The following is a 15,478-nucleotide window of genomic DNA, read 5'->3' on the forward strand; positions in this document are numbered from 1 at the left end:
TCATTCCGTCTGTTCACAGAATTGTCATTTGATGAAAGCCAGTCTGTTAACTCAGTGTTAATTTAGAGGGTGTCACCACAAAGACGTGGATGTTTTACAGGGATAAGGGAAAGTTCATGAGTTGGAGTACGATCAGCTTTCGCAAGCGTATGCTCATTATAATGACCCTTTCAGGGTTGATTGAGTTACTTATCCTTGTGGCTGCGGGCTTTACTTACCTTAAATTCGATCAAGAACAAGAGATGGGGGAGAAAGCACTAGGTGTTGCGCGTTTCCTCTCGACATCCCATATCGTCATCGAGATGATCGAATCTCAAAACTCTGAGCCATACCAACAGCGATTTCGTGAAATGACCGATGCGCTAGGTGCCGCGTTTATTGTGATTGGTGACAAAAATGGTGTGCGTTTGATTCACCCTGTCGACGAGCGTATTGGTAAGCCGATGAAAGGCGGTGACAACCAACGAGCGCTGGTGGAAGGTAAGTCATACATCTCGACAGCTCAAGGATCGTTGGGTTATTCCGTTCGTGGCAAAGCAGCAATTTTCGATCAACAAGGCAACATCATCGGTGTGGTTTCGGTCGGTTATTTGCTGGAACGCTTGCAAGACCGCATCGAGCCTTTCTTTGCATTCCTTATCTTAATGGCATTAATCGTTGTTGCTGCCAACGCGATTGTTTCCAACTATGCATCCCGAAAATTTCAGCGTGCCATTTTGGGCTTTGAACCTGAGGAAATTGGACGTTTGTACGGTGAACTCGACGTCACCATGAGCACCATTAAAGAGGGAGTATTAAGTATTGATGCCCAAGGTGTATTGCGTTCCATCAACCGCAGTGCATGCCAGATTTTAGGCATTGAAAGGGAAGCAGCTCTTAATAGGCCATTGACAGATACGCTCCGAGATAGCGATTTGTATACGGTGTTAGAAACAGGACAAGAAGATCACGATATCGAGATCTTCCTTAATCACAAGCGTTTAATTGCCAACCGTTCGCCAATCTACGTCGAGGGAAAAATCGTCGGTGCGGTTTCCAGTTTCCGTCTGCGTGATGAAATCAATGAACTCACTGAGCAACTTTCGCAAACTAAAGAGTACGCCGATTTGCTTCGCTCTCAGACTCACGAGCACAGAAATAAGCTTAATACGATCAGCGGATTGGTTCAGATGGGGGAACTCGAAGCGGTTCAACAATTGATTGGGCAAGAGACCGCACACTATCAAGCGATGATAGAATTTTTACGCGATACCATCAAAGACCCGCTTATTGCTGGCATGCTACTGGGTAAAACCGAGCGTGCACGTGAACTGGGATTACAGTTAGTGGTAGAAGAAGGCAGTCGATTGGAGCCATTACCTGAGTGGTTAAATGCAGAAGATTTGGTCACGGTACTTGGCAACCTAATCGACAACGCTTTCGATGCGACGCTGTCTGCCGTTCGTGTTGAATCTGCGTTCGCATTAGAGCGCCGTAGCATTGATGTGTCGATCAGTGATTATGGCAACGAAGTGATTTTAGAGGTTGTCGACCAAGGGTGTGGACTGCCGGAAAACATTGAGCCACAAGAGCTCTTGAAAAAGGGTATTTCAACCAAGTCGCGCCAGAATCGAGGTGTGGGATTGCATCTTGTTAATCAACTGGCGACGCGTTATCACGGTTATGTTGAGATGCTGCCAAATACAGAACATGGAACGAGAATTACCGTGTATTTGCCTAAGGAAGAACAAGTATGAATACGGCAACGCGAGTCATGATCATCGAGGATGATATTGCCATTGCAGAGCTACATCATAAATATCTGAGCCAACTCTCCGGCTTGGAAGTGGTGGGCATTGCAACGACACGGGTGGAAGCAGAATTACAGCTTGAGGTGCTCAAGCCTGATTTGCTGCTCATGGATGTGTATTTACCCGATGGAACAGGATTAGAGATCCTCAATACGCTTCGTGCGAACAATCAAACTTGTGATGTGATTTTAATTACCGCGGCAAGAGACGTAGATACACTGCAACAAGCGATGCGAGGCGGGGTAGTTGATTATCTGCTTAAGCCGGTGATGTTTCCGAGGTTGGAGGCCGCATTGCAAAAGTACATTTCGCAACGCCAACAACTCAATGTCGCAGAAAGCTTGGACCAGAATTTAGTTGATAAGATGCTGCAATCAAATGTGGCATCAGACACGTCGTCGCAAAGATTACCCAAAGGGATTGATGGGGTGACTCTGGATAAAATTCGAGGATTGTTCGTCGGTGAAGAGATGTATACGGCGGATGAAGCTGGAGAGCAAATTGGTGCCAGCCGAACAACGGCCAGACGTTATTTGGAATACTTGATCAGTTCTGGTGAATTAGAGGCAGACTTAAACTATGGCACGGTAGGGCGACCTGAGCGTTGTTACAGAAAAGTGACAAGGTAACTCAATTCGAACTTTAAATACTGTTCAGAAGCGCTCTGTAGTAAAAGCTAAGAGAAATGAAAAGCGGTGGCCTATTGGTAGCCACCGCTTTTGATTTGTGAAATATACGGTTTGTTTTTTATGTTCTCGAATAAGAACTTGTTTGAGCGGCTTGTTAGGCGTTAGAACTTGTACTCAAGCTTCGCTTCGATAGATCGCTCAGCACCAAACCAACAGTTGTTCTTGTCGTAACAGCTGTAGTATTCCTCATCAAAGATATTGCTCGCAGACACCGTGACGCTTGCGCCGTCGAGTGATTGTGAAGCCGCCGATAAGTCATAGCTCGCCGCTAGGTCAAACAAGGTGTAATCTGGCACTTGGTCACTGTTTTGTGCATCCATTTCTGTTTTACCTACGTAACGAACGCCAGCACTGGTGCGAAGCCCTGCTAAAGTACCTTCGTAGTAGTAGTTTGCCCATAAAGAAGCGGTTTGTTCTGGTACCCAAACTGGCGTTTTGCCTTCTTGGTGGTAGTAGCTGTCTTCTTTAATTTCCATATCGATATAGGTGTAGTTTAGCGTTAGGTCAGCTTGCGGCGTTGCTTGCCATTTCGCTTCAAGCTCTGCACCTTGAGAAACCACTTCACCAGCTTGGTATTGCGGTGCATACGGGTTGTTAGGATCGGTCAAGATCGCGTTTTTCTTGGTGATATGGAATAGGGCTAGGTTGCCCGATACGTCGCCACCCAGAGGAGCATATTTGAAGCCCAGCTCCCATTGGTGACCAGTAGAAGGGTCGAACGCTTTACCTGATGCGTCAGCCCCCGCGATTGGTTCAAAACTCTCTGAGTAAGTCAGATAAGGAGACAGACCAAAATCAAGCTCGTACAACGCACCAACTCGGAAAGAGATGTTGTTTTCATCAAGCTTTTCCTTGCTCGGTGTGACTGTGCCTAGGTAATCACTCACGGTGTTGGTGTCGGATTCGTATGTATCCCAGCGAAGTCCCGCAATCATCACAAGGTTGTTGTAGCGAAGCTGGTCTTGGAAGTAAACGCCAAGCTGTTTCGTCTTGATGTCCAATGCTTGCTGGTAAGCGAACTTTAGAGCGTCGCGGTCAATCTGGTTGTGATTAGGATTAAAGATGTCTTGCGTAAGCGAGTAACCTAAGGTGTCTTTGTATTTCACATCAGAATCTAGGTATTGGTAATCTAACCCAAGTAGCAAGTTATGCTCGAAATTGCCATGGGCAACGTAGCCTGATAATTGGTTATCAATCACAAATGAAGTTGACTCTTCATCTGTGAGGTACGCATTACGACCAATCGTGCGATTATCAGCGGCTAATGGGCTGTTGTACGTGTTTTCTTGGTACGAGTCAGCCGTCATGTAACGTGCATTTTGCAAGAACTGCCAGTTGTTGTTGAAGTCGTGCAGAATTTTGTAGCCAACCATCAACACTTCACGTTCATAGGTGTTCCAGTTTTTGTCGCCCAAGTAAGTATCAGGAGACAACGAACCGAGTGGGTTATCGAGAACGGAACCCGCTGCTGGTACTGTTGTGTAAATACCTGCCGAAGGATCGTTTTGGTAGTACACGTTAACATTAACAAGCGTGTTGTCTGTCGCTTGCCAGTCGAATGAAGGTGCAATCAGATAACGTTCGTCTTCTGATGTCTCTGCTTGCCCATCTCGCTGTTTCGCCAACCCTACGATGCGGTAGTTCACGTTTGAATCACCAATTTGCCCCGTGGTGTCGAAGCTCAGCTCTTTCAGGCTGTTGGTGCCAGTACTGACTGATACCGTGTTAGCTGGCTCAGATTGCGGAGTCTTTGCGATGATGTTGACCATGCCGCCTGGTGGAATGTTTCCATATAAAACAGACGTTGGTCCTTTGAAGACTTCGACTTGCTCTACTGCAGCTGCATCAATTTGTGGCTGTAAGTTCCAGCCGTTGAATAGGAGAGGGAGACCATCGTAGAAGTTGGTGTAGTTAATGAAACCACGGATATTGAATAGGTCTAGACGCGTAACGGCACCGCCACGTAGTTCGGTGTTTACACCAGATGAGTAACGAAGTGCTTCACTGACCGTGCTCACTCCGCGTAAATCCATCTCATCCTTGGTAATGATGGTGATTGCTTGTGGTGTCTCTTCTGGATCTAATGATGTTTTTGTCGCCGTATTTCGGTAAGTTTCACCTAATACGGTCATTGTTTCGAGTTGAGTTACGTCTTCGTCAGCAACAGCGTGTCCTGCGATCAGCGCAGAAACAACAACTGCAAGTGTTGAGCGATGAAATTTAATCGGGGTTTCCATTTTTCCTAATTCCACTACTTTTTCTAGTTTTTGATAATGATTGTCATTTATATTTTATGGATAGGAGAAATAGAAAAGTTAACAATTTGGTGCAACTTGCTTTAAAGGGCCGGACTTTTCTCTTACTTCGAGTGTTGGCGGTAACGCTCTACGGGTAACCAATATTGCATTTGTGCGTTATCACTGTCTGGCTGGTAGTCTGCCGGATAGTTTTCAAGCTCATACCCATCGACACCGCGATAATTTGAAGCAGGTAACCAACACATGATGAACCACTCAAGGGTTTGCGCAAGTTTCGCTGCCTTACCGATGTGAGTGATCACGGCATAAGTTTGCTGTGGTACGAATAAGGTCTCTAGTTGATCGGACACTGCATTTGGAATGCTTGGTAAATGGACATTGTCGTCGAGTTCATAACCTGCCCAATATTGAAGATTCGAACCATCAAAGTGAGGGTAGGTAACATCAATAACACCGAGATGGCGAACTGGTGACTCTTCGACTTGATCGGCAATAAGAGAAAGCTGAAGCCACAACTGCGGGACTTTGTAATGGAAGTTTGGAGAAGGGGAGAACAAACCACTGATTGGTTGAGAAAGCCCCTGTAGATAAAAGCTTGGTTTCGTTTCTATCTTTACTTCGATAAAGTGCCCATCATTGTGCGATGCCTCTGGAAGGTGGCGTAACGTAAATGGTTTACGTAACCCTGACAACTGTTGGTTCTTCCGATACTCACGAGGGCTGACAGAAAACATCTGTTTGAATGCGCGGCTGAATGCGTGCTCGGAGGCAAACCCCATTTCCAGCGCAATATCCAAAGAGCGCTCACTTCCAGCGACTAATCGCTCTGCAGCGTAGCTTAACTTAAGCTCTCTCACGTAGTTTGCAACCGAAAGCCCGGTTTGTTGCTGAAACACGCGCTGCAACTGCCAGCGAGACCAGCAACTTTGTTGCGAAATGTCATCAACGCTCAAAGGAGAATCAAGATTACTATGAATGTAATCCAATACGCCTTGAATACGATACGTCGATTGCTGTTTTGCTGAGCCCTGGGTCATAGCTGTCCTAACGTGTGTTGATAGAATCCTTCATTATCTTTAATTAAGTATCATTATCAACAACTATGAAGTAGAGTTGTAAATTCTGCATAGCGCACAGAGCTTATGTAATGGATTGCAAACTTGAGTGATAAGTAGTCTATTTAGAGTTTTTGCTTAAATTTTGGCTTCCAATCTTCAATGGCATTTATTTCTTAATTTTCATTGTCTTATGTTGATTTTTGTAAATTATTTAAACGTTTGCACTTCCAAGTGTTGATGTAAATCAAATACTCGTAGACAATACGCCCCCGTGTCGGAAATCTCCTCCACAGAGTGCAAGGTTGTACTCGAGAGACATAAGTGTCTTAAATGACCTCCAAACGCTAAATTTCACACACTCGTGAGAGGTTTAGTCATTGCGGTAATTTTAGACTATAGGCTTTACCTATCAACGTAATAGGTAAGACCAATTTTCTATTTTGTGGTGCCATTGATAGGGTTGGCTCAATCCTTTTAGCCGTATCCGGGCACACAATAAGTACCTCGTTTTTAAGGGAAAGATGATGGTAATACCAGAAAACAGTAGCATCGTTATTTTTGGTGCTTCAGGTGACCTTACATACCGTAAGTTAATTCCTGCTCTATACCACCTTTATGCGAACAAGCAGCTTCCAGAAAATTTTGCCATTCTAGGTGTCAGCCGCACTGAGTACAGTGATGAGTCTTACCGTGAGAAGTTGTTAAAATCGCTTCAAGAAATGGAAAAAACTGAGCCAGAAACGCTGAATGCATTTATTAACCACCTGCATTACCAAGCAATCAATACATCTGACACACAAGATTACAGCAAGTTGGCGATACGCTTAGACCAACTGGCAGACGAATACCAATTCGAACAACGTAATACGCTTTTCTATCTTGCGACGCCACCAAGCCTATACAGCGTGATCCCTGCAAGCCTTGCAGCACACGGTCTGAACAATGAGGAAGATGGCTGGAAACGTCTGATCATCGAGAAACCATTCGGTTACGACCTTGAATCAGCGCGCACGTTGGACAAAGAAATCCACGAGCACTTCCAGGAGCATCAGATCTACCGCATCGACCACTACCTAGGTAAAGAAACGGTTCAGAACCTGCTTGTCCTACGTTTTTCTAACGCGATGTTTGAGCCATTGTGGAACCGTAACTTCATTGATTACGTGGAAATCACAGGCGCAGAATTCTTAGGCGTAGAAGAGCGTGGCGGGTACTACGATGGTTCTGGGGCAGTACGCGATATGTTCCAAAATCACCTGCTACAAGTGCTAGCCATGGTGGGTATGGAGCCGCCTGCACAAATTAATGCAGACTCGATGCGTGATGAAGTGGTAAAAGTCCTTCAGTGTCTTAAACCGCTGGATGAGAACGCACTTCGTAACGACCTTGTATTAGGTCAGTACACGGCATCGGATGTTCGTGGTCAGCACCTTCCTGGTTACCGTGAAGAGAACGGCGTAGCAGACGATTCTCGTACCGAGACTTACATCGGCCTGAAAGCTTACATCAACAACTGGCGTTGGAATGGCGTGCCTTTCTACGTACGTACAGGTAAGCGTCTACCGACTCGCGTGACTGAAGTGGTTATCCACTTTAAACAGACACCACACCCAGTGTTTGGTCAAAACGCACCAGAGAATAAGCTGATTATTCGTATTCAGCCAGACGAAGGCATCCAAATGAGCTTTGGTCTGAAAGAGCCGGGCGCAGGCTTTAAAGCGAAGGAAGTGAAAATGAACTTCCACTACGCTGATCTGCAAGAAACCCAAATGCTAACTGCTTATGAGCGTCTACTTCTTGATGCCCTAAACGGTGATGCAACGCTATTTGCTCGTAGCGATGCGGTTGAAGCGTGTTGGAAATACGTGCAACCGATTCTAGATTTCAAGCAAGACCCACAAGCGCTATTCGGATACGCATGTGGTACATGGGGACCAAAAGAAGCGGACGACTTGCTACAGCGAGCTAACCGCGCATGGCGTTTCCCTTGTAAAAACCTAACAGATACGGACTACTGCGAACTATGATCAACCACAAGATCTACCAAACAGCAGAGCAGGTAGTAGAAAGCCTTGCTAACGACATGAAAGCGTTTAGCGAAATGGGCCGACCTGTTCACATCTCTCTTTCTGGCGGCAGCACACCAAAAATGCTGTTTAAGCTACTAGCAACAGAAGCTTACGCGACGTCAATTCAGTGGCAAAACCTACACTTCTGGTGGGGTGATGAGCGCTGTGTTGCGCCTGATGATGCAGAAAGTAACTATGGCGAAGCGAATACTCTACTATTTAGTCAAGTGAGCATTCCTGCTGAGAACATCCACCGCATCCGTGGTGAAGAAGAGCCAGAAGCAGAAGCACAGCGCTTTGCGAAAGAGATGGCAGAAGTGATTCCAACTGAAAATGGCACTCCTGTGTTTGATTGGATCTTGCTTGGTGTTGGCGCAGACGGTCATACCGCATCACTGTTCCCGGGTCAGACAAACTACGATGATGAGAACCTATCAGTATTGGCTTCTCATCCTGAGTCTGGTCAGATTCGCGTATCGAAGACGGCACGCGTATTAGAAGCAGCGAAGCGCATCAGTTACTTGGTACTTGGCGCTGGTAAAGCAGACATTATCGAAGAGATTAACAGCTCACCAGCACGCGTACTTCCATATCCGGCAGCGAAGATCCAAGCGAAAGCGGGTCTGACGGAATGGTATTTAGATTTAGACGCAGCGGCAAAAATCGCTTAATGCGGCCGCTAGTCGAATAAAAGACAATTGGAGAGAAACAATGAAAGGTGATATCGGTGTAATCGGCCTTGCTGTAATGGGTCAAAACCTTATCCTTAACATGAACGACCACGGTTTTAAAGTTGTGGCTCACAACCGTACTGCTGCAAAAGTAGACGAGTTTCTGGAAGGTCCAGCGAAAGGCACAAACATCATCGGTGCATACTCTCTAGAAGAACTAGTAGAGAAGCTAGAAACGCCACGTAAAGTGATGCTTATGGTTCGTGCAGGTGACGTTGTTGACACGTTCATCGACAACCTAATCCCGCTTCTAGACGAAGGCGACATCATCATTGACGGTGGTAACACTAACTACCCAGACACAAACCGTCGCGTAGCACACTGCCGTGAGAAAGGCATTCACTTCATCGGTACTGGTGTATCTGGTGGTGAAGAAGGTGCACGTTTTGGTCCTTCAATCATGCCTGGCGGCGCGGCTGAAGCTTGGGAAGCGGTTAAGCCAATCTTCCAAGGTATCTCTGCAAAAACTGACGCTGGCGAGCCATGTTGTGACTGGGTTGGTAACGACGGTGCTGGTCACTTCGTTAAGATGGTGCACAACGGCATCGAATACGGTGACATGCAGCTTATCACTGAAGCTTACCAGTTCATGAAAGACGGTCTTGGTATGTCTGCAGACGAGATGCAAGCAGTATTCGCTGATTGGAACAAGACTGAGCTAGACAGCTACCTTGTTGAAATCACTGCTGACATCCTTGGCTACAAAGATGAAGATGGTGAGCCTCTAGTTGAGAAGATCCTAGATACAGCAGGCCAAAAAGGTACTGGTAAGTGGACAGGTATCAACGCACTAGACCTAGGTATTCCTCTAACGCTTATCTCTGAGTCTGTATTCTCTCGTTGTCTATCTGCACTGAAAGACCAACGTGTTGAAGCTGAGTCTCTATTCGGCAAGACAATCACACCTGTTGAAGGCGACAAGCAAGAGTGGGTTGATGCACTACGTCAAGCGCTACTAGCATCTAAGATCATCTCTTACGCTCAAGGCTTCATGCTAATGCGCGAAGCGTCTAACGAGAACGGTTGGGACCTAAACTACGGTAACGTAGCACTAATGTGGCGTGGTGGTTGTATCATCCGTTCTGCATTCCTAGGCAACATCCGTGATGCGTACGAAGCGAACCCAGATATCGCATTCCTAGGTTCTGATGAGTACTTCAAAAACATCCTACAAGGCAGCCTAGCAGCATGGCGTAAAGTAGCAGCGAAATCTCTAGAGTCTGGTATCCCAATGCCATGTACGATTTCTGCGCTATCTTTCCTAGACGGTTACACAACAGCTCGTCTACCAGCGAACCTGCTTCAAGCTCAACGTGACTACTTCGGTGCTCACACTTACGAGCGTACTGACCGTCCACGTGGTGAATTCTTCCACACTAACTGGACTGGTACAGGCGGCGACACAGCGTCTACAACTTACGACGTTTAACCCGCAGTCAGTAAACGGATAAAAGCAAAAGGATGCCCAAGTGGCATCCTTTTTTCATTCTTACTCTATAGGAACTCAAAGAGCGCCTAAGCGCTCTTTTCTTTTACATTGCCTTTTGGGTGATGGCCGAATCTGTCATTCAAGTAGAGAAGTCCACTGACGAAAAGTGCCACAACGGAAACCGTAAAGAGGGCATACATACTTAATACCCAAGCGAATGTGGCTGTCAGAAAGGCAATGAAGGAAAACAATCTGCTGAATGACATCACATGACCTAATTTTTTACTTTTCATAACGCCTCCCAGAGCTTAGTGGGTAGTGTCAGAGTGTTCTCACTCCGCATTTGTATTGTCTCTTTTTTGCTCAGAAGATACCCAAAAAACGGGCTAAATATTTCTCAAAAAAGATTAAATATTGACCTAGTAGACAGTTTTGAATAGAGATTTGTTGTGAGTTTCATTGCATAAAAAGCGCGTCAGCAATTTTGATTGTGGCGAGCATCAGAATTGATTCCTAACTTTAAGTAGAGTGAATGTATCGCAACTGATAACGCAGGAAATTCTTATGCTAAAGACTCAACTCAAACGTATCGCTGTGCTGACTGGCTTACTGGTTTCATCTTCTGTTCTGGCAAATACCAGCAACTACAACACAGATATTCCAACAAGCATCATGACGCCGAATACGGTAGAAACAAGCATCGGTACTTTGAATTTCAAGGATGGTGTGCCAAGTCAACAAACCATGGATACGCTTTATAACAATCTCGATACTATGCGAGCGACAGAAGTATTCATGAATGCCATCCCTATGGCGTCGTTAGAAGCGTTACGTATGGGACATGAAAAGATGGGGCTGACGAAATCCAATCAGGTGATGCTATTTGATAACTTGATGGATTCAAATCCTTTATTCCTAACCGGTAACACGGATACGGTTTACGCATCGGCGTTTCTTGATTTAGAGCGTGATGGTCCAACGGTTGTGGAAATCCCGCCGGGCATGGGGCCAACTACAGTCAATGATGCCTTCTTCCGTTTCGTGACCGATATGGGCGTAGTAGGGCCAGATAAAGGTCAGGGCGGCAAATACCTTATCTTGCCACCAAACTACGATGGCCCAGTGCCTGAGGGCTACCACGTTTCTCAATCGACAAGTTACGTGAACTGGTTTATCGCGCGAGGCTTCTTGAAAGATGGTAAAACGGATGCAGCGGTCAACTCGTACCATACTGGTTTGAAGATTTACCCTTTGTCTAAGAAGGATGATCAACCGAAGATGGCCTTCACTTCAGGTAGTGGTAAAGCCTTCAATACTATTCACGCCAATGACGAACATTTCTATGACGAAATCAAAGTGGTGATCGACAAAGAGCCTATTGATTTTATCGACCCAGAAATGCGCGGTTTGATTGCGACAATTGGTATTCAAAAAGGTAAGCCGTTCGAACCTGATGCGCGTATGCAGAAGATCCTGAAAGATGGTGCAGCGATTGGTAACGCAACGGCTCGTGCACTAATGTTCAATCCACGCACAGAAAACGCGTACATTTGGGACGATCGTAACTGGAAAACTGCTTTTATCGGCAAAGATTACCAGTGGCTTATTGATGAAGGTAAAGGCGGACGTAATCTAGATGCGCGTACTTATTTCTTCTACATGGCAACGGTAAACACGCCAGCGATGGCGCTTAAGATGATTGGCAAAGGCTCTCAGTATGCCATTGTTGATAAAACGGCAGAGGGTAAGTTCTTTGATGGCGGTAAGAATTACAGACTGACGATTCCTGCGAATGTTCCAGCGAAGAACTTCTGGTCTGTGGTCGCGTACGATACGCAAACACGTTCAGAGCTACAAACGAGCCAACCGTTCCCAAGTAAGAACGATAAGCGCGACAAGATGGTTGAAAACCCAGATGGTTCGGTCGATTTGTACTTCGGTCCAACCGCTCCGAAGGGTAAAGAAGCAAACTGGATTCAAACGGTTCCAAACAAAGGCTGGTTCAGTATCTTACGTATGTACGGTCCTTTAGAACCATGGTATGACGGTTCTTGGAAGCCAAGTGATATCACTGAAGTGAAATAAGACCATCGTAAGGTGCGACAAACTGAAGATGAAAGCCGACCTGTTAATTGGTCGGCTTTTTTTATTCCTTGGCTATGCGGCAACAAAAATTAGCGGCTTAGCTAAGCGCTCGTTTAATAAAGGTTTCTACTTGTGCAATGATCGGGTGTTGGTAAAAGGCTCGGTGGTACTGAATCCCGACATCAAACAACATTGGCGTTCCCTCTAATTTCAACGGCAATCGACAAATTCCCGCGGGTAACTCTTGATCGTCGATATACATACCGACAAATACATACGGGCTGACTTTGACGCAATCGAGTGCTGCAGTCATTGAGGAGACGGTCAGCTTCTGCTCTAGATTCACACCCGTCAGTTTACGCATTCGTTCGTAATAAGCGCTCACATCGAGCGAACCCATGGAGACTCGCACCGTTTCAAGGTTTTCAATGTCACTGAGTTCAAGTTCGGTTTGTTGGTGAAGAGGGTGTTGAGCGTTCACATACGCAAAGATGGGGACGGAAGCCACCTTACGTTCTACCATTCTCTCGTTGAGCTCATTAGGAAACCCACCAATCCCAATTGAGACAGCGCCGCGCTTTGGGTTCTCTATGCTTTCTATCGACCAATCAATAAAGGAAATCTTAGGCTTTTGTTCATCTGTGGTAAGAGCGGTAACCAAAGGAATCGTTAAAATGCCAGAAAGAGGGTTGATGATGCTGAAGACGTACTCGTTGGAATGTTGGTTTGCATTAAAGGTGTTTGCCAACTGCGGTATCTGCTCAAGTTGCTCTAGAGGTTCCCCGATAGCCTCACACAATTGTTGACATAGCAGCGTAGGGGTATAAACGCCTTTCTCTGCATTGAACAGTTCGTTATCAAATCGCAGGCGGCATTCGGCGAGCTGCCTAGTAAAGGTTGCTTTGCTGATGTCTAGCGTATGACACACTTTCGCCTGCGACTTTTGCTGGCTCAGTAGATAAAGAAAGCGATACAAATTTAAATCGATGGTATTTTTCACGAAGTAAGCGCCTCAAAACGTTAAGCTTTAAGTATCAACGTCTCTCATCCTCCGTTCCAATAAAATCGAAAACAAATTTTCCTTTTGTGACATGGGGTTAGGTCGTAAGGGTATGGTGTATTAAATCTGATTAAGAAACAAGGATTGCATAAAAGGTGAAAAAGAGTGCTAGGTAAGCCTTTGAACTCATCCTATAATTAGCTTGCATATGGAGGATGTTTGATGGTCAAACATCCTCTATTTTTTGAAACCTACAACAAGGATCCGGCATAAGATGTTTTTTGCTGGTGTTGTTTACATTTACCAAGAAGGTGATTTAACATTATTAATTGAGGTTCTTAAGATGACTCTTAACAAGTACTTTGTTTTCATTCCGACTGATATGGACCAGGAAACGCACAAGGAACAGAAAGTGAATTCAGACACGGAAACTCAACGTCAGGCATTAGTAAAACAGGCGCAGCAAGAAGGCGGACTGTAAGGCTAGGTTTCAAAATAAGAAGAGCACCCAATACGGTGCTCTTTTTTTATTCCTCAGTTATTACTTGAGAATACCAAGGCTTTTAAGCTTGCGATAAATGGTATTGCGACTTAGCCCGAGCATACGCGAAGTTTTGCTGATGTTGCCTTGGTTTGCTTGGTAGGTTTTTACCAGCTTATCTTCTACAGTAGAACGCATGTCTTTAGTGTTTGGTGTATCAGCATCGACAATATTGGGTGATTGACCAAGCTTCTTAGCCAGATGGTTGGGGACGTGGCTAAGCTCAAGTTGGGGTTCACCTTGCGCCATCAAAGCAGAGACTTTGACTAAGCTATCGAGCTCACGCAGGTTCCCCGGCCAACCATAACTCAACATCAGTGACAGCAGGTGAGGGCAAATACTTTGCTTTGATTCAGAGTGGCGGCGATGAATGTTTTCAATCAGCGCTTGCTTATCACTGCGCTCCTCAAAACGAGGAAGTTCTACGATTAATCCATTTAGTCGGTAATAAAGATCCTGACGAAACTCACCTTGATCAACTAATAGCTCTAAGTCTTTGTGTGTTGCGGCGATGATTTGCGTATCAACTTGAATGGTCTGGTTAGAGCCTACGGGCAATACGGTTTTGTCTTGGAGCACATGCAACAATCGGCTTTGCGCTTCTAATGGTAAGTCTGCAATTTCATCTAAAAACAAGATGCCTTTGTGTGCTTGACGGATTTTACCTTGGTAACCTTTGCTGTTTGCGCCTGTGAATGCTCCGCTCACGTAGCCAAATAGCTCTGATTCGACCAAGTCTTTGGGTAGCGCACCACAGTTGACGGAAACCAAAGGCCCATTCTTTCTCTTGCTGTTTTTGTGCAGAGCTTTAACAAATTCATTTTTGCCTACTCCCGTCTCGCCAAGGATCAATAAGCTAATGTCTTTGTCTATAACACGATTCGCTTGTTGCCAGCAGTGCTCTACGTTTGCGTCGCCATAATGCAGGTCATTCGAGGCTGAAATGGAGCGAGATTGAGTTTTAGGTTCCGAGAGTGGCTGAGTTTTAAACACTAAATATTGATTACTGGCAGAACCGTCGAGTATCGATGCCAGTGATTGTCCAACAACGTTCGTTTGAGCCAACAATTGTGAGGCTACTTGGTTATGAGCCAGAATTTGACCTTCTTCATTGGCGATGATGATGCCTTGCCAACCGCTATTGAGCAGACCTTGTTCACAGGCTAAATCAACTCGAATATGCCCTTTGGGAATTTGATTGAGGAGTTGGTTTTCTACCTGTTGAACCATGTTTTGCACTAAGACTTGTGTTGAAAAGTCATGCTTCTTTTGCTCACTGGTAATGTCCAGTACACCAATCAAATTACCCAAATGATCAAAGATCGGGCTCGCTGAGCAACTGATAAAGCGATGATGTTGTATAAAGTGTTGGTCACCAATCACGGAAACGGGTTTTGCTTCCACTAGCGCAGTGCCAATGGCGTTGGTGCCTTTGAGTTTTTCCTGCCAACACGCGCCAGAACTAAGCGCAATTTCTGTCAGCTTTTCACGGAACTTAGGTTGCCCCCAGCTCCCAATGATCACGCCTTCGGCATCGGTCAGTATTAATCGACTGTCGCTGTGGGAGAACAATTGATTAAACAAAGGCAAGGCAAATTGCTTAACGGCATCGATTAAGAAGTGGAGTTGGTGGCGTCGGTCCTCAAGTAACGCTGAGGTGACACGAATATCGTCTGGTCGACGTCGCTGTTTTAAACCCGCTTGTTCACTTCTGTCCCATGAAGTGGAAAGCCAATTGCTGTTGGTAATGTGTTGAAGTTCCATGACTGTACCATTTTGTCACAGTGAGGGTGTGCCATTTTGGAACACTTGAACACTGGCGTTCACA

The 15,478-nt window shown here is 45.6% G+C and carries 12 protein-coding genes; 7 read left to right on the forward strand and 5 right to left on the reverse strand.

Annotation, left to right across the window (positions count from 1 at the left end):
- Window positions 1-116 precede the first annotated feature (116 nt).
- Both BSZ04_RS15610 and BSZ04_RS15615 read left to right on the forward strand, forming a co-directional pair.
- Entirely contained in the window at window positions 117-1,736 is a 1,620-nt protein-coding gene (locus BSZ04_RS15610) for an ATP-binding protein (RefSeq protein WP_088880781.1), read from the forward strand.
- Window positions 1,733-2,419 carry a response regulator gene (locus tag BSZ04_RS15615; RefSeq protein WP_088880782.1) on the forward strand — a complete coding sequence of 229 codons (687 nt, stop codon included), beginning with the start codon at window positions 1,733-1,735 and terminating at the stop codon, window positions 2,417-2,419. Before BSZ04_RS15610 ends, BSZ04_RS15615 begins: the two co-directional genes overlap by 4 nt.
- Window positions 2,420-2,580: 161 nt before the next feature.
- Here the strand turns inward: BSZ04_RS15615 and BSZ04_RS15620 are convergent, their stop codons facing one another.
- Both BSZ04_RS15620 and BSZ04_RS15625 read right to left on the reverse strand, forming a co-directional pair.
- Entirely contained in the window at window positions 2,581-4,716 is a 2,136-nt protein-coding gene (locus BSZ04_RS15620) for a TonB-dependent siderophore receptor (protein ID WP_088880783.1), read from the reverse strand.
- Window positions 4,717-4,838: 122 nt separating this feature from the next.
- Window positions 4,839-5,774: an AraC family transcriptional regulator gene (locus tag BSZ04_RS15625; protein WP_088880784.1), complete on the reverse strand. Its 936-nt coding sequence runs from the start codon at window positions 5,772-5,774 to the stop codon at window positions 4,839-4,841.
- Window positions 5,775-6,319: 545 nt separating this feature from the next.
- On the opposite strand from BSZ04_RS15625, the gene zwf reads away from it, so the two are divergent.
- The 3 genes from zwf to gnd are packed head-to-tail and all read left to right on the forward strand — an operon-like array spanning window position 6,320 to window position 10,024.
- Window positions 6,320-7,822: a glucose-6-phosphate dehydrogenase gene (gene zwf / locus BSZ04_RS15630; RefSeq protein ID WP_162531093.1), complete on the forward strand. Its 1,503-nt coding sequence runs from the start codon at window positions 6,320-6,322 to the stop codon at window positions 7,820-7,822.
- Window positions 7,819-8,535: a 6-phosphogluconolactonase gene (pgl, locus tag BSZ04_RS15635; RefSeq protein ID WP_038890076.1), complete on the forward strand. Its 717-nt coding sequence runs from the start codon at window positions 7,819-7,821 to the stop codon at window positions 8,533-8,535. The genes zwf and pgl overlap by 4 nt, the downstream gene beginning before the upstream one ends.
- Before the next feature lie 40 nt (window positions 8,536-8,575).
- Window positions 8,576-10,024 carry a decarboxylating NADP(+)-dependent phosphogluconate dehydrogenase gene (gene gnd, locus BSZ04_RS15640; RefSeq protein WP_005531010.1) on the forward strand — a complete coding sequence of 483 codons (1,449 nt, stop codon included), beginning with the start codon at window positions 8,576-8,578 and terminating at the stop codon, window positions 10,022-10,024.
- A gap of 86 nt (window positions 10,025-10,110) precedes the next feature.
- Here gnd and BSZ04_RS15645 read toward each other — a convergent pair whose 3' ends face one another.
- A complete protein-coding gene (locus BSZ04_RS15645) occupies window positions 10,111-10,317 on the reverse strand; it encodes a hypothetical protein (RefSeq protein ID WP_088880786.1) in 207 nt (68 codons plus the stop codon).
- 271 nt (window positions 10,318-10,588) lie between these two features.
- On the opposite strand from BSZ04_RS15645, the gene BSZ04_RS15650 reads away from it, so the two are divergent.
- Window positions 10,589-12,109, forward strand: a complete 1,521-nt coding sequence (locus tag BSZ04_RS15650; RefSeq protein WP_088880787.1) for a DUF1254 domain-containing protein — start codon at window positions 10,589-10,591, stop codon at window positions 12,107-12,109.
- Between the two features lie 97 nt (window positions 12,110-12,206).
- Here BSZ04_RS15650 and BSZ04_RS15655 read toward each other — a convergent pair whose 3' ends face one another.
- Window positions 12,207-13,109 carry a LysR family transcriptional regulator gene (locus BSZ04_RS15655; RefSeq protein ID WP_088880788.1) on the reverse strand — a complete coding sequence of 301 codons (903 nt, stop codon included), beginning with the start codon at window positions 13,107-13,109 and terminating at the stop codon, window positions 12,207-12,209.
- A 343-nt stretch (window positions 13,110-13,452) separates the two neighbouring features.
- On the opposite strand from BSZ04_RS15655, the gene BSZ04_RS25075 reads away from it, so the two are divergent.
- On the forward strand, window positions 13,453-13,590 hold the full coding sequence (locus BSZ04_RS25075) for a hypothetical protein (RefSeq protein ID WP_167381313.1): 138 nt from the start codon (window positions 13,453-13,455) through the stop codon (window positions 13,588-13,590).
- A 60-nt stretch (window positions 13,591-13,650) separates the two neighbouring features.
- On the opposite strand, the gene BSZ04_RS15665 is transcribed toward BSZ04_RS25075, so the two are convergent.
- Complete coding sequence (locus BSZ04_RS15665; protein ID WP_088880789.1) at window positions 13,651-15,414, reverse strand: sigma-54-dependent Fis family transcriptional regulator; 1,764 nt, start codon at window positions 15,412-15,414, stop codon at window positions 13,651-13,653.
- Window positions 15,415-15,478: the final 64 nt, after the last annotated feature.

Origin of the sequence: Vibrio rotiferianus (assembly GCF_002214395.1) — a bacterium.
Taxonomy (GTDB): Bacteria; Pseudomonadota; Gammaproteobacteria; order Enterobacterales; family Vibrionaceae; genus Vibrio; species Vibrio rotiferianus.

What these genes read in the sequence shown, in the direction of transcription:
- BSZ04_RS15620 (WP_088880783.1), bottom strand. Translation starts at nt 4,716, where the DNA reads ATGGAAACCCCGATTAAATTTCATCGCTCAACACTTGCAGTTGTTGTT.
- BSZ04_RS15625 (WP_088880784.1), bottom strand. Translation starts at nt 5,774, where the DNA reads ATGACCCAGGGCTCAGCAAAACAGCAATCGACGTATCGTATTCAAGGC.
- BSZ04_RS15610 (WP_088880781.1), top strand. Translation starts at nt 117, where the DNA reads ATGAGTTGGAGTACGATCAGCTTTCGCAAGCGTATGCTCATTATAATG.
- BSZ04_RS25075 (WP_167381313.1), top strand. Translation starts at nt 13,453, where the DNA reads ATGACTCTTAACAAGTACTTTGTTTTCATTCCGACTGATATGGACCAG.
- pgl (WP_038890076.1), top strand. Translation starts at nt 7,819, where the DNA reads ATGATCAACCACAAGATCTACCAAACAGCAGAGCAGGTAGTAGAAAGC.
- BSZ04_RS15650 (WP_088880787.1), top strand. Translation starts at nt 10,589, where the DNA reads ATGCTAAAGACTCAACTCAAACGTATCGCTGTGCTGACTGGCTTACTG.
- zwf (WP_162531093.1), top strand. Translation starts at nt 6,320, where the DNA reads ATGGTAATACCAGAAAACAGTAGCATCGTTATTTTTGGTGCTTCAGGT.
- gnd (WP_005531010.1), top strand. Translation starts at nt 8,576, where the DNA reads ATGAAAGGTGATATCGGTGTAATCGGCCTTGCTGTAATGGGTCAAAAC.
- BSZ04_RS15665 (WP_088880789.1), bottom strand. Translation starts at nt 15,414, where the DNA reads ATGGAACTTCAACACATTACCAACAGCAATTGGCTTTCCACTTCATGG.
- BSZ04_RS15645 (WP_088880786.1), bottom strand. Translation starts at nt 10,317, where the DNA reads ATGAAAAGTAAAAAATTAGGTCATGTGATGTCATTCAGCAGATTGTTT.
- BSZ04_RS15615 (WP_088880782.1), top strand. Translation starts at nt 1,733, where the DNA reads ATGAATACGGCAACGCGAGTCATGATCATCGAGGATGATATTGCCATT.